The organism is Brevundimonas sp. NPDC007368, from assembly GCF_042869015.1.
Taxonomy (GTDB): Bacteria; Pseudomonadota; Alphaproteobacteria; order Caulobacterales; family Caulobacteraceae; genus Brevundimonas.
This window is the reverse complement of sequence record NZ_JBIAFA010000004.1, coordinates 304181-325766: the sequence shown is the minus strand read 5'-3', so window position 1 is coordinate 325766 and position 21586 is coordinate 304181. Positions and strand designations below refer to the sequence as shown.

Annotated in this window: 22 protein-coding genes; 9 read left to right on the top strand and 13 right to left on the bottom strand. The window is 69.8% G+C overall.

What is annotated here, in order from left to right; all coding sequences use genetic code 11:
• Positions 1–31: 31 nt before the first annotated feature.
• The 3 genes from ACFYLW_RS10770 to ACFYLW_RS10760 are packed head-to-tail and all read right to left on the bottom strand — an operon-like array spanning position 32 to position 3937.
• Entirely contained in the window at positions 32–1675 is a 1644-nt protein-coding gene (locus ACFYLW_RS10770; RefSeq protein WP_313471895.1) for a 2-oxo acid dehydrogenase subunit E2, read from the bottom strand.
• A gap of 1 nt (position 1676) precedes the next feature.
• A complete protein-coding gene (locus ACFYLW_RS10765) occupies positions 1677–2702 on the bottom strand; it encodes an alpha-ketoacid dehydrogenase subunit beta (protein ID WP_312065498.1) in 1026 nt (341 codons plus the stop codon).
• 2 nt (positions 2703–2704) lie between these two features.
• Positions 2705–3937, bottom strand: coding sequence for a 3-methyl-2-oxobutanoate dehydrogenase (2-methylpropanoyl-transferring) subunit alpha (locus ACFYLW_RS10760; protein ID WP_312065500.1), 1233 nt, complete (start codon positions 3935–3937; stop codon positions 2705–2707).
• A gap of 145 nt (positions 3938–4082) precedes the next feature.
• Here ACFYLW_RS10760 and ACFYLW_RS10755 point away from each other — a divergent pair, with 145 nt between their 5' ends.
• Complete coding sequence (locus ACFYLW_RS10755) at positions 4083–4571, top strand: Lrp/AsnC family transcriptional regulator (RefSeq protein WP_312065502.1); 489 nt, start codon at positions 4083–4085, stop codon at positions 4569–4571.
• An 18-nt stretch (positions 4572–4589) separates the two neighbouring features.
• Here the strand turns inward: ACFYLW_RS10755 and ACFYLW_RS10750 are convergent, their stop codons facing one another.
• The gene (locus ACFYLW_RS10750; protein ID WP_312065504.1) at positions 4590–5549 is read right to left on the bottom strand and encodes an alpha/beta hydrolase; all 960 of its coding nucleotides are present in this window, start codon (positions 5547–5549) and stop codon (positions 4590–4592) included.
• Between the two features lie 272 nt (positions 5550–5821).
• Between ACFYLW_RS10750 and ACFYLW_RS10745 the strand changes: the two genes are divergently transcribed.
• Together ACFYLW_RS10745 and ybaK are read left to right on the top strand one after the other, a co-directional pair.
• Positions 5822–8494 (top strand): ATP-dependent DNA helicase, encoded by a 2673-nt coding sequence (locus tag ACFYLW_RS10745; RefSeq protein ID WP_312065520.1) that lies wholly within the window; start codon positions 5822–5824, stop codon positions 8492–8494.
• A 232-nt stretch (positions 8495–8726) separates the two neighbouring features.
• Positions 8727–9200 carry a Cys-tRNA(Pro) deacylase gene (gene ybaK, locus ACFYLW_RS10740; RefSeq protein ID WP_312065506.1) on the top strand — a complete coding sequence of 158 codons (474 nt, stop codon included), beginning with the start codon at positions 8727–8729 and terminating at the stop codon, positions 9198–9200.
• Between the two features lie 9 nt (positions 9201–9209).
• On the opposite strand, the gene ACFYLW_RS10735 is transcribed toward ybaK, so the two are convergent.
• Entirely contained in the window at positions 9210–9644 is a 435-nt protein-coding gene (locus tag ACFYLW_RS10735) for a VOC family protein (protein ID WP_312065508.1), read from the bottom strand.
• Between the two features lie 102 nt (positions 9645–9746).
• Here ACFYLW_RS10735 and ACFYLW_RS10730 point away from each other — a divergent pair, with 102 nt between their 5' ends.
• From ACFYLW_RS10730 to hisC, 3 genes are read left to right on the top strand one after another with little or no spacing between them, the layout of a single operon-like run.
• Positions 9747–10808 carry a DUF2125 domain-containing protein gene (locus ACFYLW_RS10730; protein ID WP_312065510.1) on the top strand — a complete coding sequence of 354 codons (1062 nt, stop codon included), beginning with the start codon at positions 9747–9749 and terminating at the stop codon, positions 10806–10808.
• Positions 10808–11500 carry a hypothetical protein gene (locus ACFYLW_RS10725; protein ID WP_312065512.1) on the top strand — a complete coding sequence of 231 codons (693 nt, stop codon included), beginning with the start codon at positions 10808–10810 and terminating at the stop codon, positions 11498–11500. The genes ACFYLW_RS10730 and ACFYLW_RS10725 overlap by 1 nt, the downstream gene beginning before the upstream one ends.
• Before the next feature lie 38 nt (positions 11501–11538).
• A complete protein-coding gene (hisC, locus tag ACFYLW_RS10720) occupies positions 11539–12642 on the top strand; it encodes a histidinol-phosphate transaminase (RefSeq protein ID WP_312065514.1) in 1104 nt (367 codons plus the stop codon).
• Positions 12643–12648: 6 nt separating this feature from the next.
• Here hisC and ACFYLW_RS10715 read toward each other — a convergent pair whose 3' ends face one another.
• From ACFYLW_RS10715 to ACFYLW_RS10695, 5 genes are read right to left on the bottom strand one after another with little or no spacing between them, the layout of a single operon-like run.
• A complete protein-coding gene (locus ACFYLW_RS10715) occupies positions 12649–13437 on the bottom strand; it encodes a MipA/OmpV family protein (protein WP_292085184.1) in 789 nt (262 codons plus the stop codon).
• A 53-nt stretch (positions 13438–13490) separates the two neighbouring features.
• Positions 13491–14198 (bottom strand): 1-acyl-sn-glycerol-3-phosphate acyltransferase, encoded by a 708-nt coding sequence (locus tag ACFYLW_RS10710; protein WP_292085185.1) that lies wholly within the window; start codon positions 14196–14198, stop codon positions 13491–13493.
• Positions 14199–14828 carry a YdcF family protein gene (locus ACFYLW_RS10705; RefSeq protein WP_312065517.1) on the bottom strand — a complete coding sequence of 210 codons (630 nt, stop codon included), beginning with the start codon at positions 14826–14828 and terminating at the stop codon, positions 14199–14201. It abuts the gene before it with no gap.
• A gap of 9 nt (positions 14829–14837) precedes the next feature.
• Positions 14838–15719: an ABC transporter permease gene (locus tag ACFYLW_RS10700; RefSeq protein WP_313471897.1), complete on the bottom strand. Its 882-nt coding sequence runs from the start codon at positions 15717–15719 to the stop codon at positions 14838–14840.
• Positions 15716–16441 (bottom strand): ATP-binding cassette domain-containing protein, encoded by a 726-nt coding sequence (locus tag ACFYLW_RS10695; protein WP_312065834.1) that lies wholly within the window; start codon positions 16439–16441, stop codon positions 15716–15718. Before ACFYLW_RS10695 ends, ACFYLW_RS10700 begins: the two co-directional genes overlap by 4 nt.
• Before the next feature lie 74 nt (positions 16442–16515).
• Between ACFYLW_RS10695 and ACFYLW_RS10690 the strand changes: the two genes are divergently transcribed.
• Both ACFYLW_RS10690 and ACFYLW_RS10685 read left to right on the top strand, forming a co-directional pair.
• A complete protein-coding gene (locus ACFYLW_RS10690; protein WP_312065836.1) occupies positions 16516–17397 on the top strand; it encodes a DUF3426 domain-containing protein in 882 nt (293 codons plus the stop codon).
• Entirely contained in the window at positions 17390–17929 is a 540-nt protein-coding gene (locus ACFYLW_RS10685; protein WP_312065838.1) for a phosphoribosyltransferase family protein, read from the top strand. Before ACFYLW_RS10690 ends, ACFYLW_RS10685 begins: the two co-directional genes overlap by 8 nt.
• A gap of 74 nt (positions 17930–18003) precedes the next feature.
• On the opposite strand, the gene lysA is transcribed toward ACFYLW_RS10685, so the two are convergent.
• From lysA to argH, 3 genes are read right to left on the bottom strand one after another with little or no spacing between them, the layout of a single operon-like run.
• Positions 18004–19284 carry a diaminopimelate decarboxylase gene (lysA, locus tag ACFYLW_RS10680; RefSeq protein WP_312065840.1) on the bottom strand — a complete coding sequence of 427 codons (1281 nt, stop codon included), beginning with the start codon at positions 19282–19284 and terminating at the stop codon, positions 18004–18006.
• A gap of 33 nt (positions 19285–19317) precedes the next feature.
• Entirely contained in the window at positions 19318–19539 is a 222-nt protein-coding gene (locus tag ACFYLW_RS10675; protein WP_292085193.1) for a hypothetical protein, read from the bottom strand.
• The gene (gene argH, locus ACFYLW_RS10670) at positions 19536–20939 is read right to left on the bottom strand and encodes an argininosuccinate lyase (RefSeq protein WP_312065841.1); all 1404 of its coding nucleotides are present in this window, start codon (positions 20937–20939) and stop codon (positions 19536–19538) included. The genes ACFYLW_RS10675 and argH overlap by 4 nt, the downstream gene beginning before the upstream one ends.
• On the opposite strand from argH, the gene ACFYLW_RS10665 reads away from it, so the two are divergent.
• Complete coding sequence (locus ACFYLW_RS10665; protein ID WP_312065843.1) at positions 20938–21543, top strand: TlpA disulfide reductase family protein; 606 nt, start codon at positions 20938–20940, stop codon at positions 21541–21543. The genes argH and ACFYLW_RS10665 overlap by 2 nt on opposite strands.
• Positions 21544–21586 lie beyond the last annotated feature (43 nt).

The window sequence follows — 21586 nt, the reverse complement described above, 5'->3', positions numbered from 1 at the left end:
CGCGGGGATGAGCGGAAGGGGGTGGGTTTGATCAGTTCATCCAGAGCGTGGCCGGGTTCTCCAGCAGGTTCTTGATCTTCTGCACGAAGACCGCCGCGTCATGGCCGTCGACGATGCGGTGATCGAAGCTGGAGGACAGGTTCATCATCTTGCGCACGACCATCTGGCCGTCCTTGACCACCACGCGTTCGGCGATCTTGTTCGGACCGACGATGGCGACCTCGGGGTGGTTGATGATCGGCGTGTGAACCACGCCGCCCAGCGTTCCCAGCGAGGTGATGGTGATGGTCGAGCCGGACAGTTCCTCGCGCTTGGCCGAGCCGTCCTTGGCCGCGCCCGAGACGCGGGCGATTTCCAGGGCGGTGGCGTAGGGATCCAGCGCCTCGGCGTGGCGGACGACCGGCACCATCAGGCCGTTCGGCGTCTGGGCGGCGATGCCCAGGTGAACCGGGGCGTGCGTCGTCAGCACTCCGGCCTCGTCGTCATAGTGGCTGTTGATCGTCGGCTGGTCGCGCAGGGCGACGACGATGGCGCGGGCGATGAAGGGCAGGACGTTCAGCTTGGGCTGGTCCTTGGCCTTGGTCGCGTTCAGGTGGGCGCGCAGCTCTTCCACCGCCGTCATGTCGATTTCCTCGACATAGGTGATGTGCGGAATGCGACGCACGCTCTCGGCCATCTTCTCCGCGATCTTGCGGCGCAGGCCGATGATCTTGGTCTCGGCGGCGCCCTCGGCGCGGGCGTAGGTCGAGGCGGTCGATCCGCTGGTCGCCGCGGGCAGGCTGCCCCCGCGCGCGACATAGGCGTCCAGGTCGGCGTGTTCGATACGACCGGCGGGGCCGCTGCCCGGCACGAAGACCAGGTCGACTCCCAGGTCGCGGGCGCGGTTGCGCACGGCGGGCGAGGCCAGCGGACGTTCGCCCGGTTGACGGCCGGTCAGGGCCGGAACGGGTTTGGCGTCAGCCTTGGGCGCGGCCGGAGCGGCCTTGGCGACCGGCGCGGGCGCGGCCTTCTCGGCCTTGGCGACGGGGGCGGGCGCCGGGGCAGCGGCCGGAGCGGCGGCGACATTGCCCGCGCCCTCGACCTTGAAGCTGACCAGGGGGCCGCCGACGGCGATCTGCTGGCCGGCCTCGCCGTGCAGGGCGACGACCACGCCGTTGATCGGGCTGGTGATCTCGACGGTGGCCTTGTCGGTCATGATGTCGGCGAGGATCTGATCCTCCTCGACCGCGTCGCCGACCTTGACGTGCCAGCCGACCAGTTCGGCCTCGGCTGTGCCTTCGCCGACGTCCGGCAGCTTGAAGACGTAGTTGGCGCCGACAGCGGCCGGGGCGCTGACCGGGGCTGCTTCAGCCTTCGGCGCTTCGACGGCGACCGGGGCGGGCTCGGGCTTGGCTGGGGCGGGCGTCGGCTCGGCGTCGGACGCATTGCCCGCGCCCTCGACCTCGAACTCGACCAGGGGGCCGCGCACCGGCACCATCTCACCGGCCTGGCCGTGGATGGCGAGCACCTTGCCGCTGACCGGGGCGGTGATTTCCACCGTGGCCTTGTCGGTCATGACGTCGGCGACGATCTGGTCTTCCTCGACCATGTCGCCGACCGCGACGTGCCAGGCGACCAGTTCGGCCTCGGCGGTGCCTTCGCCCACGTCGGGCAGCTTGAAGACGAAACGACCCATCTTAACGGCCTCCCGACATGACGGCTTTCAGGGCGTCGGCCACGCGTTGCGGGCCGGGGAAGTATTCCCACTCGAAGGCGTGCGGGTAGGGGGTGTCCCAGCCGGTCACGCGGGCGATGGGGGCTTCCAGATGATAGAAGCAGCGCTCCTGAACCAGGGCCGACAGCTCGCCGCCGAAGCCCGAGGTCTTGGGCGCCTCATGCACGATGACGCATCGGCCGGTCTTCTTGACCGAGGCCTCGATGGTCTCGATGTCCAGCGGCACCAGGGTGCGCAGGTCGATGACCTCGGCGTCCACGCCCGCATGCTCGGCGCCGGCCAGGGCGACCCAGACCATGGTGCCGTAGGCCAGGATGGTGACGTCATTGCCTTCGCGCATGACGCGGGCCTTGCCGATCGGCAGGGCGTATTTCTCGGTCGGGACCTGGGCCAGCTCCTGGGTCTTCCACGGGCTGACGGGCTTTTCGTGCCAGCCGTCGAAGGGGCCGTTGTAGAGGCGTTTGGGTTCGAAGAAGATGACCGGATCGTCATCCTCGATGGCCGCGGTCAGCAGGCCCTTGGCGTCATAGGGGTTCGACGGAATGACGACCTTCAGGCCCGCGATGTGGGTGAACAGGCTTTCCGGCGACTGGCTGTGCGTCTGGCCGCCGAAAATGCCGCCGCCGTAGGGGCTGCGGATGGTGAGCGGCGAGGTGAACTGACCGCCCGAGCGGTAGCGCATCTTGGCCGCTTCGGAGACGATCTGGTCATAGGCCGGATAGATGTAGTCGGCGAACTGGATCTCGACGACCGGGCGCAGGCCGTAGGCGGCCATGCCGATGGCGGTGCCGACGATGCCGGTTTCCGAGATGGGGGCGTCGAAGCTGCGGGTCAGGCCGTGCTTCTGCTGCAGTTGGTCGGTCACGCGGAAGACGCCGCCGAAGTAGCCGGCGTCCTCGCCGAACGACAGGACGTTGGGGTCCTCCGCCATCTTGGTGTCGATGGCCGAGTTGAGGGCCTGAATCATGTTCATGGGCGCAGTGGTCATGTTCAGACTCCGACCTCGCGACGCTGCTCGACCAGACGCCAGTCTTCGGTGGCGAAGACTTCCTCGAACATGGTCTTCACGCTGGGGCGCGACTGACCCAGGGTGCCGATGGCTTCGGATTCCTTGGCGGCGGCGCGGACCTGTTCGACCGCGTCCTTCTCGGCCGCTTCATGCTGTTCGTCCGACCATTCGCCGATGACGATCAGGTGCTGTTTCAGGCGTTCGAGCGGGTCGCCCAGCGGCCACTTCTCGTGCTCGTCGCCGGGGCGATAGCGGCTGGGGTCGTCCGAGGTCGAGTGCGGAGCGCCGCGATAGGTGAACAGTTCGATCACCGTCGCGCCCTGGTTGGTGCGGGCGCGCTCCTCGGCCCACTGGGTCGCGGCCCAGACGGCCAGGAAGTCGTTGCCGTCGACGCGCAGGGCCGGCAGGCCGTAGCCGATGGCCTTGGAGGCGAAGGTGGTCTCAAGTCCCCCGGCGATGCCCTGGAAGGAGCTGATGGCCCACTGGTTGTTGACGATGTTGAGGATGACCGGCGCGCGATAGACGGAGGCGAAGGTCAGGGCCGAGTGGAAGTCGCTCTCGGCGGTCGAGCCGTCGCCGATCCAGCTGATGGCGATCTTGTCGTCGCCTTTGGCGGCGCTGGCCATGGCCCAGCCCACAGCCTGGACGTACTGGGTGCCCAGGTTGCCCGAGATGGTGAAGAAGCCGTAGTCCTTGGCCGAGTACATGATCGGCAGCTGGCGGCCTTTGATCGGGTCGGCGGCGTTGGAATAGATCTGGTTCATCATCGACGCGAGCGGATAGCCGCGCGAGATCAGCAGGCCCTGCTGGCGATAGGTGGGGAAGCCCATGTCCTCGCGGCTCAGGATCATGCCCTGGGCGACCGCGATGGCCTCCTCGCCGGTGCACTTCATATAGAAGCTGGTCTTGCCCTGGCGGTGGGCCCGGTGCATCCGGTCGTCGAAGGCGCGTGTCAGGATCATGGCCTTCAGGCCGCGACGCAGGATTTCTGGATCCAGCTTCGGATTCCACGGTCCCACGGCCTGGCCTTCGTCGTCCAGAACGCGCACCAGCTGGAAGGCGTGGTCGCGCATGTCATAGGGTGTGGTCGACACCTCGGGCCGGGTCACGGCGCCGGCGGCGTCCAGCTTCAGGTGGCTGAAATCAGGCGCATCGCCCGGACGACCCGAGGGCTCCGGCACGCGCAGCGACAGGGTGGGGGTGTTCTTCATCATGCGTCCCGTCCGGTTGATCCGTCCGCGTTTCCTCTAGGAAGAGGGCATAGCATGGCGCGTCTCTGTTGGCCTTCCTAAAAATACCCTTGCCAAAAGCTGATTTGGGGTATTTTATTGCGTGAAATCCCCTTTTGGAGAAACGCCTTTGGCCGATGAACTTGATCCTATCGACGCCCGCATCCTCGACATCCTGCAGCAGGACGCCGGATTGTCGGTCGCCGAGGTCGCCGATCGCGTCGGCCTGTCGGCCTCGCCGTGCTGGCGCCGGATCAAGAGACTGGAGGACTCTGGCCTGATACGCAAGCGGGTCACGCTTCTGGACGCCGGTCTGCTGGGTCTCGACTTCGAAGTCTACGCCATCGTCAAGCTGAGCCTGCCGTCGCGCGAGAACCTCGACATCTTCGAATCCGCCGTCGCTACCTGGCCGGAAGTGGTGCAGTGCGCCACCATCACGGGCCGCGAAGACTATGTCCTGCGCATCATCACTTCGGACATGCACGCCTTCGACCAGTTCCTGCGCGACAAGCTGCTGACCCTGGGCATCGTCTCTGACTGCGCCAGCCATATCGTCACGCGCGGGGTCAAGAACGTCACCACCCTGCCGCTGGGCATTGTCACGCCTCACGTCGGTTAAAGGGGCCTGCGCGGGGGCCTAGAGCCCCCGCATGAACTCCACCAGCGCCGCGTTCACCTCATTCGCTCGTTCCTGCTGCAGCCAATGTCCCGCGCCTGGCAGGACGACTTGTCCGCGCAGGTCGGTCAGCCATTCTTGTTGCGCCGTCTCATGAGGGCCGGCGTAGTGACGGACGGGATCGCGGTCGCCGACCATGAAGAAGGCGGGCTGACGGATCTTCCGGCCCTGCAAGAAGGCGGTCAGGGCCCAGTTGCGGTCGAGGCAGCGGTACCAGTCCAGCGGCCCCTTGAAGCCTGAGGCGGCGAAGGCGGCGACGTATTCGTTGAAGTGCGCCGGGTTCATCCACGGCGGCAGCGCGGCCTGATCGGAAATGCTGTCCAGCAGGCTGACGCCCTCGGGCATGAAGCCGGTCGACTGGTCGGCCGGGGCGGTGGCGCCGTCATAGGCCCAGAACATCTTCCTCAGCGCTGTGGCCGGGTCGGCGTCCAGTTCGACATGGGCCTCCGGCGACTGGAAGCGGTTGATGTAGAAATCGCCCAAGCCTGCGCGTTTCGTGATCGCCGTCATGGCCGCCGTCGGCGGTCCCTTGGGCCGGCGCGGCTGGAAGGGGACGGACAGGCCGGCCACGGCGCGGAATACATCCGGCCGCATCAGGGCGCAGTGCCAGGCGACGGCCGAACCCCAGTCGTGGCCGACGACGACGGCCTGATCCTCCCCCAGCGCCCGCACCAGATCGACCATGTCCCCAACCAGATGCAGGAGCGTGTGATCCTCCTGATCGGCGGGCTTGTCGGTTCCGCCATAGCCGCGCATGTCGGGGGCGACGGCGTGATAGCCTGCCTCGGCCAGGGCCTGCACCTGCGCCCGCCAGCTGATCCCCAGTTCGGGAAAACCGTGCAGCAGCAAGACCAGGGGGCCTTGTCCCGCCTCAAGCACCTGTTGCGTCAGGCCGTCGGTGGTGATGCGGCGGGTCTGCATGGGCGGTCCTCCCTGTCCCGGCCAACCTAGCCCGTTTTCGGCCTCTGGCGAGAGGGACGAACGTTCCCGTTCCGTTTCGCCGCGCGGGGCGCTATGGATCGGGCGTGACCGACGTCTCCGTTCCAGCCACCGTCCAGCCCGCGACTGCTTTCGCGGCGGACCTGCCGCCCGCCCTGGCCACCCCGCCGGGCGCAGGGGCCGTGTGCGATGCGGCGGGCGCTCGGAAGATCGGGCGCGGCGCGGCCGAGGGCGTCTTTCTGGGCGGCGCCGTCATGGTCGCCCACGCCAGCCTGACCGCGCGCCGTCTGGGCCTCAGCCCGCCGCCGCGCTCGACCGACATGCTGGATGTGCTGGAGCTCTACGCCTTTGTGCGACCGGCCAGGTTCTGCGCGCCCTCGCCGTCGGGGCTTGCCCTGGCCATGGGGCGCTCCGAGCCCAAGGGGGCCGAGGCTCAGGCCCAGGCCCTGCGCGACGCCGCCGCCGACCTGCTGACCGAACTGACCGACCCGGCCTATCCGGGGCGCGAGGACGCCTTCACCCTGGCCGGGACGTTGGACCGGGCCGGTTGGTCCTGGGGTTCGCGCGTGCTGGCCGCGCTTCAGGCCGGACCCCTGCGCGATCGGCGCGAACGCGGCACGGGTCTGGACGTCTGGTCCCGTCTGGCCGAGTGGGAGGACGAGGCCCCGCGCGGCGAGGCCGGGTCCGCCCCGGTCGACTCCGAGAGCGCCCGCATCCGTCTGGACAAGCTGTTGCAGGCCTCGGGTCTGGACGAGACGCGGCCCGCCCAGTCCGACTACGCCGCCGAGGCCGCCTACGCCTTTTCACCGCGCAACGAGGAGGGCCGCCCGCGCGTCCTGCTGGCCGAGGCGGGCACCGGCACCGGCAAGACCCTGGGCTATCTGGCCCCCGCCAGCCTGTGGGCCGAGCGCAACTTCGGGGCGGCCTGGGTCTCGACCTACACCCGCGCCCTGCAACGCCAGATCGACCGCGAGAGCCGCGCCCTGTGGCCTGACGAGGCCGAACGCCGCAAGAAGACGGTGGTGCGCAAGGGGCGCGAAAACTACCTCTGCCTGCTGAACCTGCAGGACATGATGCAGGCCGCCCAACTGGGCAACGGCGACCTGATCGGCATGGGGCTGGCCAGCCGCTGGGCCGCGCACAGCCGCGACGGCGACATGACGGGCGGCGACTATCCCGGCTGGCTGCCCGGCCTCTATGCGACGGCGCCCAGCCATCAGGCCAGCCCGGCCAATCTGGTCGACCGGCGCGGCGAATGCGTCCACGCCGCCTGTCCGCACTACCGCCTCTGCTTCGTGGAGAAGACCATCCGCGCCAGCCGCCGGGCCGATCTGGTCGTGGCCAACCACGCCCTGGTCATGACCCAGGCGGCCTTTGACGGGGCCCGCTCGGCGCGCGGCCTGAAGCAGGACGGCGAGACGGCGGCGCTGAAACGCATCGTTTTCGACGAGGGCCACCACCTGTTCGACGCCGCAGACAGCGCCTTCTCCGCCGCTCTGTCGGGTCAGGAAGCCGCCGAGCTGCGCCGCTGGATCAGAGGTCCCGAGGGGCGGGGCCGTCGCGGGCGCGGGCTGGAACAACGGCTGGGCGACCTGTGCGCCGATAACGAGGCCGCCGCCAAGGCCCTGAAGGACGCCATGATCGCCGCCGCCGCTCTGCCGGGCGAGGGCGCATCCGGCCGCATCGCGCCAGCGTCCGGCGAGATCAATCCCATCGGCCCGATCGAGGCCTTCCTGGTCGCCGCCTTGGAACAGCTGCGCGCCCGCAGTCAGGAGACCGGCGGGACTGAGTTCGGCATGGAATGTGCCCTGCGCCCCGCCACTGAGCCGGTGCTGGAGACCGCCCGCGCCGCCGCCCGCGCCATCGCCGCCGTCGAGGCGCCGCTGCTGGCCCTGTCGCGCCACCTCGAGGACATCCTTGACGAGGAGGCCGCCGAGCTGGACGGCGCCGCCCGCGCCCGCATCGAAGGGGCGCTGCGCGGCATGGACCGGCGCGCGCGCATGACCCTGCCGGGCTGGCGCTCCATGCTGGCGGCGCTCGAAGAAGGCGGCGACGAGCCCGATCCCGACTTTGTGGATTGGCTTTCAGCGGAGGCCGCCTTCGGCCGCATCCACGACGTGGCCCTGCGCCGTCACTGGATCGACCCGACCGTGCCGCTGGAAGCCGCCGTCATCATGCCGGCTCATGGCGTGCTGGTGACCTCGGCCACCCTCTCGGACCCGGCGGCGGAAGACCCGTTCCAACTGGCGCGGATGCGGACCGGCGCGGCGCGGCTGATCGAACCGGCGCGGACGCTGAAGGTGGAAAGCCCCTTCGACTACGCCGCCAACAGCCGCATCATCGTCGTCAACGACCTGATGAAGGACGACCCGCGCCAGATCGCGGCGGCCATGCGCGAACTCTTCTTGGCGGCGGGCGGCGGGGGCTTAGGCCTTTTCACCGCCATCCGCCGCTTGAAGACCGTCTATGAGCGGCTGGGACCAGATCTGGCCAAGGCGGGCGTCCCCCTCTACGCCCAGCACGTCGATCCGCTGGAGGTGGGGGCCCTGGTGGACGTCTTCCGCGCCGAACAGGACAGCTGCCTTCTGGGCACCGACGCCGTGCGGGATGGCGTCGATGTGCCGGGGCGCAGCTTGCGCGTCCTCGCCTTCGACCGCGTGCCCTGGCCGCGTCCCGACCTGCTGCACAAGGCGCGGCGCGAGCGCTTCGGCGGCAAGACCTATGACGACGCCCTGGCGCGCGGCCGCATCGCTCAGGCCTTCGGCCGTCTGATCCGCCGGGCCGACGACAAGGGGGTCTTCCTGATGCTGGACGCCGCCTGCCCGACGCGTCTGTTCGCGGGCCTGCCGCCCGGAACCGAGGTCCAGCGCATGGGCCTTGCCGAGGCGGTGGAGCTGACCAAGAGCTTCCTCGCCGACCAACCCTGAGGCTTCTCCACCTCTTCCTTCCGTCATCCTCCGGCGCGCGGAGCGAGACCGGGGGACCCAGCGGCGCCGAAGGCGATCTTTAATGCGATAGCGGCGCGTGGGCTTTCGCCCTCCCGGCGCCGCTGGGTCCCCCGGTCAGCGCCGCTGCGCGGCTTGCCGGAGGATGACGAAAAGAGAAGGGCGTGAGGTCAGGAATGACGGCGAGGGGAAAGCTGGGCTAAAGCTTGCGACCATGTCCAAGACCACCCCCGCGACCGTGGCCCTGAGCAAGGCCGGGGTCGCCTTTGACCTCTTCCCCTACGACTACGACCCCGATGCGCCGCGCGTGGGCTTGCAGGCGGCCGAGGCTCTGGGCTGGGCGCCGGAGCAGGTGTTCAAGACCCTGATGACCCTGGTGGACGGCAAAGCCGCCTGTGTCATCGTCCCCTCCGACTGCGAGGTCAGCATGAAGAAGCTGGCGGCGGTCCTCGGCGGCAAGTCGGCGCAGATGATGAAGCCCGCCGACGCCGAACGCCTGACGGGCTACAAGGTCGGCGGCGTCAGCCCCTTCGGCCAGAGGAAGGCCGTGCCGACGGTGATGGACGAGACGGCCATCCTGTTCGATCGCATCCTGATCAACGGAGGGCAGCGCGGCCTGCTGCTGGGCCTGACGCCGGACGAGGCCGCGCGGGCGGCCGGCGCGAAACTGGCCGACCTGACGGCCTAGCCCGAGCCCTCACCCTTCGAAGGTCACCACCACGCTGTCCGCCGAGCGCTCGGCCTCGCCGTGGAAGACCGCCTCGATGTTGTTGCCGTCCGGGTCCAGCAGGAAGGCGGCGTAGTAGCCGGGATGATAGGGCCGCTCGCCCGGCGCGCCGTTGTCGGTCCCGCCCGCCGCCAGTCCCGCCTTGTGAAAGGCCTCGACCATGGCCCGGTCTTTCGCCTGAAAGGCCAGATGGCAGCGGCCGGTCGGTGCGCCCTGCGCCGCTATGCTGTCCACCGCCGAGACGAACAGTTCGTCGGCCCAGAAGAAGCGCTCGGCCTCGCCGCCGATCGGCACGCCCAGCGCCTCCAGCACCGCGCCGTAGAAACGGCGGCTGGCCTCAAGGTCCGGCGTCATCAGTTGCAGATGGTCGATCAGCCGGCCGCGGTGCAGCTGTTGGGTTTCCATTGGCCTTGTCTCCTGTCGGGGCGCGATTCGAACGGGCGACAGGGTGGCCCGTTCCTGCTGACAGAGCGTGTCAGCAGCCGCGCGGCCTGCTAAACCGCGCCCATGACCGACGCATCCGCCGAACCTGTCCGCCACAGCCGCAAGGGGCTGATCATCCCCTTCGCCATCGTCTTCGTCGGCCTGGCCCTGTGGACCGGCTGGTGGTTCGTCCTGACGCAGCAGATCGAGCAGAAGCTGGAAGGCCGCATCGCCCGGCTGGAGCAGTCGGGCTGGACCGTGAAGCACGCAGGGCTCACCACGACGGGCTGGCCGCTGCGGGCGCGGGTGGCGATGAAGCATGTGGACGTCGTCGCCCCCTCGGGCCACGCCGTCGCCGCGCCCGAGATCGTGGCCGAGGCCAACGCCTACAACCCGACCAAGTGGGTGATCGCCGCGCCGGACGGTCTGGTCGTGACGCGCGGGGCCAAGGGCAAGACGGCGGTGCGGGCCGAGGCCATTCGCATGAGCGTCCATGGCCTGACCCAACGCTGGCCCAATGTCGCGGTCGAGCTGGCCAAGCCGGTCTTCACCGCCCTGCCGGACGCCGAACCCTTCCCCCTGGCCAAGGCCGGGCTGGTCCAGTTCTACATGCGGCCGCACGTGGCCGGATCGAATGCGCCGACCGACGACGTGGATGTCCTGTTCCGTCTGGTCGACGGCGAGGGGCGCCCCAACGGCCCGGTTGAGGGCCTGACCCAGTCGGGCAAGCTGAACGCCCAGGTCGAGGCGGTGATCGAAAAGGCCAGCGCGCTGAAGGGCGCCGACGCGCAAGGGTTACTGTCCGCCTGGACCGCCGCTGGCGGCCGCTTCATCGACATGAAGGGCGAACTGGGCGCGGGCGAGAGCAAGACCTTCCTGTCCAGCCCCGCCCTCTCGGCCGACGACAAGGGCCGTCTGGAAGGCGAGGTCTTCCTGCGGGCCGAGAAGCCTCTGGCCGCCATTGTCGGTCTGGCTGGGGCTACTCAGGGCGGGGTGGTGGACCGCGCCGCCGCCGCTCGCGCCGCCGCCGCCACGCCGCAGGGCGGGACAGGAACTGAGCAAGCCGTCGATCTGGTGCTGAACTTCAAGGGCGGGCGCACCTATCTGGGGCCCTTTGCCCTGGCCCCCGCGCCCCTGCTGTTCTGATGCTGGTCGAACCGCCTGAGGATGCTGAGCGTCTGGCCCTGGACCGCGCCCTGATCGCGGCGGCGCGAGAGCGCCTCGCCGCCGGGCCACGCGGTTCCGCCGACGCCGACGCCATCGCCCTGCGCGCGCTGCTGCGCGACATTCCGGCGGCGGAACGCTCGGCTGTGCGCGCGCTCCTTGGCCGGATCGAAGCCGCGACCGGACCGGCGCTGGCCACCTGCGGGCCGCTGTCTCAGGCTCTGGCCGCCGACCGCTGGGGCCTGATCGGTCGCCCGGTCGCCGAGCCGGATCAGGCGCTGGCTGCGGCGCGACAAGGCTTGGAGCGGGGCGGCCGCGCCTTGATCGACCTCGGCCTTCGGCCCTGGTGGGGCAAGCTGCTGGCCTTGCCCATGCTCAAGGTCATCGCCGCCTTGCCGGACGATGCGGCGGGCGTCCCGCGCGCCCTGCTGGTCTCGACAGAGGCCCCGGGCCCAACCGGCGACGACCGCACCTTCTGGGTCACCGACAGCCCGGCTTCCGACGCCCGCATCGTCGCGGCCCTGGGCGAGGCGGGGCTGATCGCCGGACCTCTGGCGGCGGGCGGCGGCTTGAAGCTGTTCGTCCTGACAGGCTATGTGCAGGCCGAGGACGGGCGGTTGACCAACGCCCCCGGCCAGATGAGCGGCGTCATCGGCGCCGCCCCCGTTTACTGATCACGCATTTCGAGCCACGCATTTCGAGGATGACGCCCATGACCGACGCGCCGAACGCCGCGCCCGCCCCCAAGCCCGGCATCCTCGACATCGCCCCCTATGTGGGCGGCAAGGGCTCGATCGCCGGTTTCGCCGAGCCGATGAAGCTGTCGTCGAACGAGAACGCCCTCGGCGCGGGCGAGAAGGCGCGTGACGCCTACGCCGCCGCGCTGAAGAACATCCACGTCTATCCCGACGGCCGCGCCACCAAGCTGCGCGAGGCCGTGGCCGCCCATCACGGGCTGGAGCCCGAGCGCCTGATCTTCGGCAACGGCTCGGACGAGGTCTTCGCCCTGCTGAACCAGACCTATCTGCAGCCTGGGGACAACATCGTCACCGGCCAGTACGGCTTCCTCGCCTACCGCATCTCGGCCAAGGCCTGCAGCGCCGAGGTCAAGCTGGCGCTCGAGCCGAACATGAAGGCCGAGGTCGAGGCCATTCTCGAACAGGTCGATGAGCGGACCAAGATCGTCTACGTCTCCAACCCGTCGAACCCGACCGGCAGCTGGAACTCGGGCGAGGAAATCCGCCGCCTGCACGCCGCCCTGCCGTCGCACATCATCCTGGTGGTCGACGAGGCCTATGCCGAGTTCGTGGTCGAGCCGGAGTGGGAGAGCGCCTTCGGCCTGGCTCGCGAGGCGTCGAACATCGTCGTCACCCGCACCTTCTCCAAGATCCACGGCCTGGGCGGCCTGCGCATCGGCTTCGGCTACGCCCCGCTGGCCATCGAGCAGGCGGTGGACCGCATCCGCCTGCCGTTCAACGTCTCGGTGCCGGGCCTCGACGCCGCCACCGCCGCCCTGTCCGACGAAGCGCACCAGAAGGCCTCGCGCGATCTGGTGCTGGACTGGCGCCCGCGCATGACCCAGGCCATTCGCGGCTTCGGCTTCGAGGTCTTTCCCTCGGCGGGCAACTTCGTCCTGATCCGTTTCGCCGACGAGAAGCGCAACGCCGCCGCCGCCAACGACTACCTGAACTCCAAGGGCATCATCGTGCGCCCGGTCGGCGGCTACGGTCTGCCCGACTGCCTGCGCGTCACCATCGGCACGGAAGACCAGAACCGCGCCGTGATCGACGCCCTCAGCGAGTTCGCCGCCAGCTGATTGGGCTTACTGCCCGCTGTTGAAACGGACGACCCCGATCAGGCCCGCGCGCCAGACGTGGTCGTCCTCGACCAGCGGACTGTCCTTCAGATCGCCCAGACGCTGTTCGTAGTTGATGAAGCCGCCCATGCCGAAGCGGTCGCCTATCGGCACGGCCAGCAGGGCCACGGCGCCCAGACCGGTCAGTCCGCCGGACGGCTCGAACGCGGCATAGCCGCTGCCCGGCGCCTCGGCCGCCGTGACGCCGTAGTAGCGCTGGGCGCGTTCGTCGTTCCCGCCGCGCACATAGCCCATGGTCTGCAGCAGGCCGACGCGCGTCACGCGCTGGTGACCGACGGAGGCATAGTACTCCAGGCCCGCGTCGTCGCCGCTGACGTCGTGCTGGATGCGGCCGCCGACGACGATATTCCCCGGCAGGCGCTTGTAGGCGTAGAGCGCCGCGTCGGCGCCCAGTTCGGGGCGATCCAGACCTTCAATATCTCCGGCGGCGAAGCGCGGGCGCACCTGCACGCCCATGCGCAGATCGTCGCGCTTGACCGCGTTCCAGCCCAGACCGTCCAGCCCGTTGGCGTAGACCACGTCACGCCAGGAGGCCGAGCCCCAGGCGGTGAAGTTGAACTCGTCGTTGGTATTGCCGGTGGCGCTGAAGCCGCGCACCACCCCGCCGCCTATGTCGACCTTCCACGTGGTCGGCGCCTCGACCGCCTCATAGGGCATGGACTGGGCCAGGGCGGAGGCGGCGGGCAGGGCGAACAGGGCGGCGGCCAGGGCGGCGAGCGCGACGCGTGAGGACATAGAAAGATCGCAGGTCAACGGCTGATGATATAGCCGTCCTGCAAAGCCGGTGTTTAGGGCCTCAACAAGGCGGTGGAGGCCGTTTCAATGCGGTTCTCCAGTTCGGCCATGAACTCGGCGCGCTTCAGGCCGGCAGGAATGGGCGGCAGGAACTCGAAGACGATGGTGCCGGGATAGCGCTTGAATCCATGTGCCGGCCAGTGGACGCCCGAGTTGGTGGCGATGGGCCAGCAGGGGCTGTCGAGGTCGCGGTACAGGGCGGCGATGCCGGGCTTGTAGTCGGGGGCGGCGCCGATCTCGCCGCGCGTGCCTTCGGGGAAGATCAGGATCTGGCGGCCCTCGGCGTGACGGGCGCGGGCCTGACGCACCATGTCCTTCAGCGCCTTGGAATGGGCGGAACGGTCCACGGCGATCATCTTCGTCTTCCAGGCGAACCAGCCGAAGAAGGGCAGGGGCATCAGCTCCTTCTTCATGATGAAGCAGGTGTCGTCGAGGAAGGAGAAGGGGGCGATGACGTCCAGCATGCCCTGATGCTTGCAGGCCAGCAGAGCGGCGCCGGTCGGGCGATGCTCAAGCCCGCGCACCTCGACCTTGACCCCGGCGATCCAGCGCAGGCCGAACAGGACGAATTTCGACCACAGCTTGATGACGCCCATGGCGGCGCCGTGCGGCATCAGCAGGGCCGGCGACAGGCCGACGGCGAAAATCACCATCGACAGATAGAGCCAGACGACGAAAAGCAGCGAGCGGACGGTGGTCATTCAGACGGCCTCGGGCTGGGGCGGCGGCGCGGCGCGTTCGGGATGATGGCCCCGCAGGCGATGCATGCCTTCGCGGCCCAGCACGGCCAGGTATTTCATGTATTCCAGCGTCATCCGCCGGGCGGTGACGGCGGCCCGCCACCAGCGCGAATTGTCCAGCGACGGGGTCGAGACGGCGTAGGGCGTCAGCCTGACGCCCGGCGCGGCGCCGCGAATTTCCAGCAGGCTGCGCGGCATGTGGTAGTCGGAGGTGACGACGATCAGGTCGTCATAGCCCTTGGCCCGGGCCCAGGCGGCGATCTCCTGGGCGTTGCCCACGGTGTTCTCGGCCTCGAAGCCCAGGTCGACGCAGCAGTTGAACAGCTTGCTGGAACCCGGCGTCAGGGCGCGCAACTCCTGGCGGCGCACGTCGCGGTTGACGCCCGAGATCAGCACCCGGCGGCCCTTGTCCTGTTCCAGCAGGCGGATGGCCGCGTTGACCCGCTCGGCCGAGGGGCCGGTCAGGGCGACGATGGCGTCGGCGCGTGCGGGCTCGGGCGCCGGCGTCAGGCCGCGCACGCGCTCGGCGAAGGCGAACAACCCCACCAGCCACATCAGCGCCACCACGGCGATCAGCGTCAGGAACTTCATGATGCTTAACTAGCCACGCGCGCCCAGCTTCGCCAGAGCCGTGAAGCGGGCGGCCAGCAGGGCGACGCCGAAGGCCAGAACCGGACAGGCGATCAGGATGGCGAGATCGGAGAAGGCCAGGGGCAGGGCCGGGGTCAGGCCGCCCTCGCCACCGACCAGCCGCAGCAGGGCCAACAGCAAGGCGGCGATACCCGCCCCCAGGGCGCCGGCCTTCGCCGCCAGTCCGCCGAAGCGGCGCTGGAACAGGCCTGCGACATAGAAGTCCGAGGCGCCGTTCAGGCTCAGGGTCTCGATCACGCCGGCCTGGGCCGCCATGCCCGCGCGGGTGGCGTAGGCGATGACCGCCGCCGTCGCCGCCGCGATCAGCAGGAAGGCCGCGCCGGCCAGGGCGGTGATGACGCCCGCCGAACGCTCGACCTCGCCGCGCCACAGGCTGTGGTCGTCGACGGTGGCGTCCAGCCCGGCCTCGGCCAGGGCGCGGCTCAGCGTCGGGGCGCTGGCCGGGGCCTGCGGGTCCAGCCGCACCGTGACCAGATAGGGCAAGGGCAGGTCGGGCAGGGCCGCCTCGCCGACCCAGGGCCGCAGCAGGCTTTCGGCCGCCTTGCGGTCCATGGCCTCGGCCTCGGCCACGCCCTTGACCCCGGCCAGGGTCTCGGCGGCGCGGGCGGCGGCGGTGGGGCCGGTCTCGTCCACGCGGGGGCGGACCTGCACCGTGGCCTCGGCCCGCAACTGGCGCGCCCAGCCGTGGGCGGCCCGGTCAGCGGCCAGGGCGCCGACGGCGGTGATGGAGGCGAGGAAGCACAGCACGGCGATGACCAGCATCAGCCAGCGCTCGCCGCCCGCTTCGCGCGACAACAGGCCGGGCCCTGTGGCGAAGAGGGCGCGGATCATGCGGCGGCTCCCGTCGGCTCGGTCAGACGCAGTTCGCCGTTCTCCAGCCGCAGCACGGACGCGCCGACGCGCGCGGCCAGGGCTTCGTCGTGGCTGGCGACCAGGACGGTGGCGCCCAGCTTGTTCAGCGACTGGAACAGCCGCATCAGCTTTTCGCCCATGGCCCGGTCGACGCTGCCGGTCGGTTCGTCGGCCAGGATCAGGCGGGGGCGGGTGATGACGGCGCGGGCGATGGCCAGGCGCTGCTTCTCGCCGCCGGACAGGGCGGGCGGCAGGGCGTCCATCCTCTGACCCAGGCCGACCCAGCGCAGCATCTCGGCCACGTCGGCGGCGTGGTCGGCGGGCTTGCCGCCCGCCAGGGTCAGGGGCAGGGCGGCGTTTTCAAAGGCGGTCAGGTGATCGAGCAGGCGGAAGTCCTGAAACACCACCCCCATCCGCCGCCGGAAGGCGGGCACGCCGCCGCGCGGCAGGTCGGTGACGTTGCGGCCGAACAGACTGATTCGCCCCGTCTGCGGCCGTTCGGCCAGGGTCAGCAGCCGCAACAGCGAAGACTTGCCCGCGCCGGAGGGTCCGGTAAGGAAGTGGAAAGAGCCCTGCGGCAGACTTAGGTTAACGTCGCGCAGGACGTCGGGCCTGCCCGCATAGCCGAAACCCACGCCCCGCAGGCGGACGGTGTCGGGCGCGGGTTCAGGGTCGGCGGCGCGTCGGGTCGAGTTTGGCATTCAGGTTTCGTATTGGACCGGGGCGTTGCGGGCGCCTCGACAGGAGGGGGCGTCGAGCCTCGCAGTCAGCCGACATGATACTGACCTGCCCCGCCTGCGCCACCAGCTATTTTGTTCCCGACGAGGCGATTGGCCCGAACGGCCGTCGCGTGCGCTGCAAGGCCTGCGGTCATGACTGGCGCGCGACGCTGGAGGACGAGCCCCTGGAACTGTCCGCCGCCGCCGAGCCGGTCGCCGAGGCCGCCGGTTTCGGCAAGCGCGAGGAGGCCCCCGAGACCCTTGCCGAGACGCCGGCGCCCGAACTGCCGCGCGCCTTCCGCGCCAAGGCCGAGCAGCAGCGCAAGATGCGTCGCGCGGCGACCCAGGGCGCCGTCTGGGCCGCCTTGACCGTGGTCTTCCTGGCCCTGATCGGCGCCGCCTTCGCCTTCCGCCTGCAAATCGTTCAGGCCTGGCCCCAGGCCGCCGCCGTTTACAAGCTGGTCGGCGCGCCGGTGAATTTGGCCGGGCTGGAGTTCGAGGCCGTCGGCATCCGCCTCGCTCCCTATGATCCGGGCAAGGTCGTGGTCTCCGGCGCTCTGCGCAATATTCGCGACAACGAGGTTGTGGCGCCGCCCGTGCGCGTGGCCCTGTTGAACGCCGCCGGGGCAGAGGTGGGGCATCGCATCGTGCGCCTGGAGGCCGCGCCGGTCTTGCCGGGGAAGGTGCTGGGCTTCGCCGTCGTCGTGCCCGACGCGGATCACACGATCGCTGAAGCCAATTTCGATTTCGTGCTGGAGCCGAAGCGCGAGGCTCCCGCCGCGCCGGCCGAGGCACGCCCCGCCGAACCGGCTGCTCGTCGTGCGCCGCCCGCTGTCGAAGAGGGTCTGCGTCGCGGGACGGGCGCCGATATGACGCCCCGGGACGCCCAGCCCCTCGACAGCCGCCCCGCCCAGGGAGTATCCGCCGGGCATGGCTGATCACGACCCGGCGCCCGCCCCCACGGTTCTCCTGCCGCATTCCGAGATCGAGGCGATCGTCGCCGACCTCGCGCGGCGCATCGCCCCCGTCATCGACGACGAGACGGTGGCCGCCGTCCTGCTGACCGGCGGGCTGTGGTTCGGGGCCGACCTGACCCGCGCCCTGTCGCGCGAGGGGCGTCACGTCCGCTTCGACGCCCTGTGGCTGGCCTCCTACGGCGACGAGAAGACCAGCCGGGGCAAGATCGACGTCTATGCCCCCTATCAACGGCCCATCGCGGGCAAGCGGGTGCTGATCCTCGACGACGTCTTCGACACCGGCCTGTCGCTGGCCGAGGCGGTTCGCATCACGAAGGAAGCCGGGGCGTCGGAAGTCCTGACCTGCGTCTTTGCCCGCAAGCCCTGGCCCGAGGCGCGCGCGCCCGAGCCGGACTTCGTCGGCTGGGAGGCCCCCAACCGTTTCCTCGTCGGCTATGGCCTGGACCACAAGGGCGGGATGCGCGGCCTGCCGGACATCTGCGCCCTGGATTAGCGACGTACTTCAAGTCCTTGATCCTCCCTTGCGAAGCGAGGGAGGATCGCTGGATACCTCAGGGTTTGAGGTCGCTACCCTTTCAGCCAGTCCGCCATCGGCTCGCGCGCGAACATCTGCTCATAGGTCGGGCGCGGGCGGATGACGGCGCAGCGCTCGCCGTCGACCAGAACCTCGGCGGCCAGGGGGCGGGTGTTGTATTCGCCGCTCATGACGGCCCCATAGGCGCCGGCGCTCATGAAGACGACCAGATCGCCCGCCTCGAGCGGCGGCAGGTCGCGGTCGCGGGCGAAGGTGTCGCCGGTCTCGCAGACAGGGCCGACCACGTCATAGGGACGGTCGTCGCCTGTGCACGGACGCACCGGCTTCAGATCGTGGAAGGCGTCGTAGAGGGCGGGACGCATCAGGTCGTTCATCGCCGCGTCCAGCACGAGGAAACGCCGCCCGTCGGTCCGCTCGTTGACCTGAATGACCCGACTCAGCAGCACGCCCGCATTGGCGGCCATAAGACGGCCCGGCTCGAACGCCGCCTCGACGTTCAGGCCATCAAGAACCCGCGCCGCCATGGCGACATAGTCGGCGGGCGAGGCGGTTTCGGCGTCGCCGTAGTAGGGCACGCCCAGGCCGCCGCCGAGGTCGAGGCGGGTGACGCTGTGGCCCTGGGCGCGCAGGGTCTCGGTCATCTGGCGCAGAACGCGGAAGGCGTTTTCCAACGGGGTCAGGTCGGTGATCTGGCTGCCGATGTGGCAGGCCAGACCCACGGGCGCGACGTGCGGCGAGGCGGAGGCGCGGGCGTAGAGGGCCAGGGCCTCCTCGACCGGGACGCCGAACTTGTCGCCCGCGCCGCCGGTGGTGATCTTAGCGTGGCCGCCCGCGCCGATCTTGGGATTGACGCGGATGGCGATGGCGGGCGACGCCGCCTTGGCCGCCGCCACGAGGATCAGCCGTTCCAGTTCCGCCGAGGACTCGACGTTGATCTGGCGCACGCCGACGTCGATGGCGAAGGCCAGTTCGGCGTCGGTCTTGCCCACGCCGGAAAAGATGATGCGCTCACCCGGAACGCCCGCCGCCAGGGCGCGACGGATCTCGCCCTCGGACACGGTGTCCGCGCCGCAGCCGAGCTTGGCCAGAGTCGCCAGCACCGACAGGTTGGAGTTGGCCTTGACCGCGAAGGCGATCAGGGCGTCGCCCAGAGCCTCCTTGTGTGCGTCGCAGGCGTCGCGCAGCAGGCCGTAGTGACGGCGCAGGGTGGCCGAGGAATAGACATAGGTCGGGGTGCCGACCTCCGCCGCCAGCGTCTCCAGCGAGACGCCCTCGGCGTGCAGAACGCCGTCCTTCAGGTCGAAATAATGCACGGCGGGGAGTCCGGTCTGGAGGGGGAGGGCCGATCAGAGCGATGGGGGGCGGCCGAAGGGGTCCGACGCCCCGCTGTCGATCGGGTTCTGGCGCGGGGCGGTGTTGATCGTGGCTGGATCGGGCAGGCGGGCGGCGTTCTTGTCGCGCGGCGCGCGCTCCGTCTGAACGGCGCCGGGCGCTTCCAGATCGGCCATGCGGCCGCAAGCCGAGAGCAGCAGGGCGGCGGCGGCCGCGAGGATCAGGGTCTTTTTCACAGGCGGCTTCTCCAGTCGGCGATACGGGCGCGGACCTGATCCGGCGCCGTGCCGCCGAAGCTCTGGCGGCTGGCGCAGGAGGCTTCCGGCGTCAGGACTTCATACACGCCTTCGGTGATCCGGCCATCCAGAGCCTGCAGCTCCGTCAGCGGCAATTCGCCCAGACCGACGCCCAGCGTCTCGGCCCGCTTCACGGCGGCGCCGGTGACGTGGTGGGCCTGGCGGAACGGCAGGTTCAGTTCGCGCACCAGCCAGTCGGCCAGGTCGGTGGCGGTCGAGAAGCCGGCGCCGGCGGCGGCGGCCATGCGCGACGTGTTGGGAATGATGGCGGCGACCATGGCGGTCATGGCGGTCAGGGCCAGATCCAGGGCGTCGAAGGCCTCGAACACCGGCGGCTTGTCCTCCTGCATGTCCTTGGAATAGGCCAGCGGCAGGCCCTTCATCACCGTGGTCAGGGCGATCAGGGCGCCGTTGATGCGGCCCGTCTTGGCGCGCACCAGTTCGGCGGCGTCGGGGTTGCGCTTCTGCGGCATGATGGACGAGCCGGTGGTCAGGTCGTCGGGCAGTGAGGCGAAGCCGAACATCGGCGTCATCCAGACCACGATCTCCTCGGCCAGACGCGACAGGTGGCCCGCCGCGATGGAGGCGGCGGCCAGGCTTTCCAGGGCGAAGTCGCGATCCGACACGGCGTCCAGCGAGTTCGCCATGGGACGGTCGAAGCCCAGGGCCTTCGCCGTCATGTGGCGGTCGATGGGGAAGGGCGAACCGGCCAGGGCTGCGGCGCCCAGGGGGTTCTCGTTCATGCGGGCGCGGGCGTCATTGAAGCGGCTCGCGTCGCGGCCGAACATCTCGACATAGGCCATGAGGTGGTGGCCGAAGGTCACCGGCTGGGCCGTCTGCAGGTGGGTGAAGCCGGGCATCAGGTCGCCCGCGTGCTGCTCGGCCCGGTCCAGCAGGGCGGCCTGCAGGTCTTTCAGTTGCGCCACGGTGCGGTCGCAGGCGTCGCGCACCCACAGGCGGAAGTCGGTCGCCACCTGATCATTGCGGCTGCGCGCCGTGTGCAGACGCCCCGACGGCTCGCCGATCAGCTCCGACAGGCGAGCTTCGACGTTCATGTGGATGTCTTCATAGGCGTCGCGGAAGGGGAAAGACCCGTCCCTGATCTCGCCCTCAATGACGTCCAGCCCGCCGAGGATGGCCTCGGCGTCGGCCGGCTGGATGATGCCCTGCTGGGCCAGCATGCGACAATGGGCCCGCGAGCCGGCGAGGTCCTGCGCCCACAGGCGTTTGTCGACGCCGATTGAGACGTTGATGGCCTGCATGATGTCTGCGGGCTTGGCGCTGAAGCGCCCGCCCCATAGAGACTGGCCTTGAGGGGTGTTGGAAGGCGTGTCGGACATGAGCGGCTCTAAACGGACTTTGGCGGGCGTGGCGGCGGCTGTGCTGCTGATCGGCGCGATCGGCGGCGCGGCGATGCTATACGCCAATCGCGACGGCGGGGGCAAAGAGTCCGCGTCATCGGCCCTGTCGGTCTATGCGAAAGGCTCGCTGGCCAAGCTGCTGACTCCCGCCCCGACGCCCGCCCCCGACTACGTCTTCAAGGACGCCGAGGGGCACGATGTCCGCTTCGCCGACTTCAAGGGCAAGGTGGCGGTGGTCAACCTGTGGGCCACCTGGTGCGCGCCCTGCAAGATCGAGATGCCGACGCTCGCGGCTCTGGCCGAACACTATAAGGATCGCGACGACGTCGCCGTGGTGACGATCAGCATGGACGTCGACAAGGCCGTGCCCGAGGCCCGCGCCTTCATCGCCGACCATCCCCCGCTGGCCTATTACGCCGATCCGAAATTCCAGCTGCCGTTCGAGTTCCCCGGCAAGGGGGCCATGCCGCAGACCATCCTGCTGGACCGCCAGGGGAATGTCCGCGCGGTTCTGACCGGTGAGGCGGACTGGGCCAGCGATGAGGCCAAGGCGTTGGTGGAGGCTCTGCTGGCGGAAGGCTGAATCCTTCTCCCCTTGAGGGAGAAGGTGTCGTGCGCAGCATGAC

Excerpts from the sequence above, each read along its gene's own strand:
- hisC (WP_312065514.1), top strand. The coding sequence starts at position 11,539 with ATGACCGACGCGCCGAACGCCGCGCCCGCCCCCAAGCCCGGCATCCTC.
- ACFYLW_RS10695 (WP_312065834.1), bottom strand. The coding sequence starts at position 16,441 with ATGCCAAACTCGACCCGACGCGCCGCCGACCCTGAACCCGCGCCCGAC.
- ACFYLW_RS10770 (WP_313471895.1), bottom strand. The coding sequence starts at position 1,675 with ATGGGTCGTTTCGTCTTCAAGCTGCCCGACGTGGGCGAAGGCACCGCC.
- argH (WP_312065841.1), bottom strand. The coding sequence starts at position 20,939 with ATGTCCGACACGCCTTCCAACACCCCTCAAGGCCAGTCTCTATGGGGC.
- ACFYLW_RS10745 (WP_312065520.1), top strand. The coding sequence starts at position 5,822 with ATGGTCGCCCACGCCAGCCTGACCGCGCGCCGTCTGGGCCTCAGCCCG.
- ACFYLW_RS10735 (WP_312065508.1), bottom strand. The coding sequence starts at position 9,644 with ATGGAAACCCAACAGCTGCACCGCGGCCGGCTGATCGACCATCTGCAA.
- ACFYLW_RS10765 (WP_312065498.1), bottom strand. The coding sequence starts at position 2,702 with ATGACCACTGCGCCCATGAACATGATTCAGGCCCTCAACTCGGCCATC.
- ACFYLW_RS10690 (WP_312065836.1), top strand. The coding sequence starts at position 16,516 with ATGATACTGACCTGCCCCGCCTGCGCCACCAGCTATTTTGTTCCCGAC.
- ACFYLW_RS10685 (WP_312065838.1), top strand. The coding sequence starts at position 17,390 with ATGGCTGATCACGACCCGGCGCCCGCCCCCACGGTTCTCCTGCCGCAT.
- ACFYLW_RS10750 (WP_312065504.1), bottom strand. The coding sequence starts at position 5,549 with ATGCAGACCCGCCGCATCACCACCGACGGCCTGACGCAACAGGTGCTT.
- ybaK (WP_312065506.1), top strand. The coding sequence starts at position 8,727 with ATGTCCAAGACCACCCCCGCGACCGTGGCCCTGAGCAAGGCCGGGGTC.
- ACFYLW_RS10700 (WP_313471897.1), bottom strand. The coding sequence starts at position 15,719 with ATGATCCGCGCCCTCTTCGCCACAGGGCCCGGCCTGTTGTCGCGCGAA.
- ACFYLW_RS10730 (WP_312065510.1), top strand. The coding sequence starts at position 9,747 with ATGACCGACGCATCCGCCGAACCTGTCCGCCACAGCCGCAAGGGGCTG.
- ACFYLW_RS10710 (WP_292085185.1), bottom strand. The coding sequence starts at position 14,198 with ATGACCACCGTCCGCTCGCTGCTTTTCGTCGTCTGGCTCTATCTGTCG.
- ACFYLW_RS10725 (WP_312065512.1), top strand. The coding sequence starts at position 10,808 with ATGCTGGTCGAACCGCCTGAGGATGCTGAGCGTCTGGCCCTGGACCGC.
- ACFYLW_RS10705 (WP_312065517.1), bottom strand. The coding sequence starts at position 14,828 with ATGAAGTTCCTGACGCTGATCGCCGTGGTGGCGCTGATGTGGCTGGTG.
- ACFYLW_RS10760 (WP_312065500.1), bottom strand. The coding sequence starts at position 3,937 with ATGATGAAGAACACCCCCACCCTGTCGCTGCGCGTGCCGGAGCCCTCG.
- ACFYLW_RS10665 (WP_312065843.1), top strand. The coding sequence starts at position 20,938 with ATGAGCGGCTCTAAACGGACTTTGGCGGGCGTGGCGGCGGCTGTGCTG.
- ACFYLW_RS10715 (WP_292085184.1), bottom strand. The coding sequence starts at position 13,437 with ATGTCCTCACGCGTCGCGCTCGCCGCCCTGGCCGCCGCCCTGTTCGCC.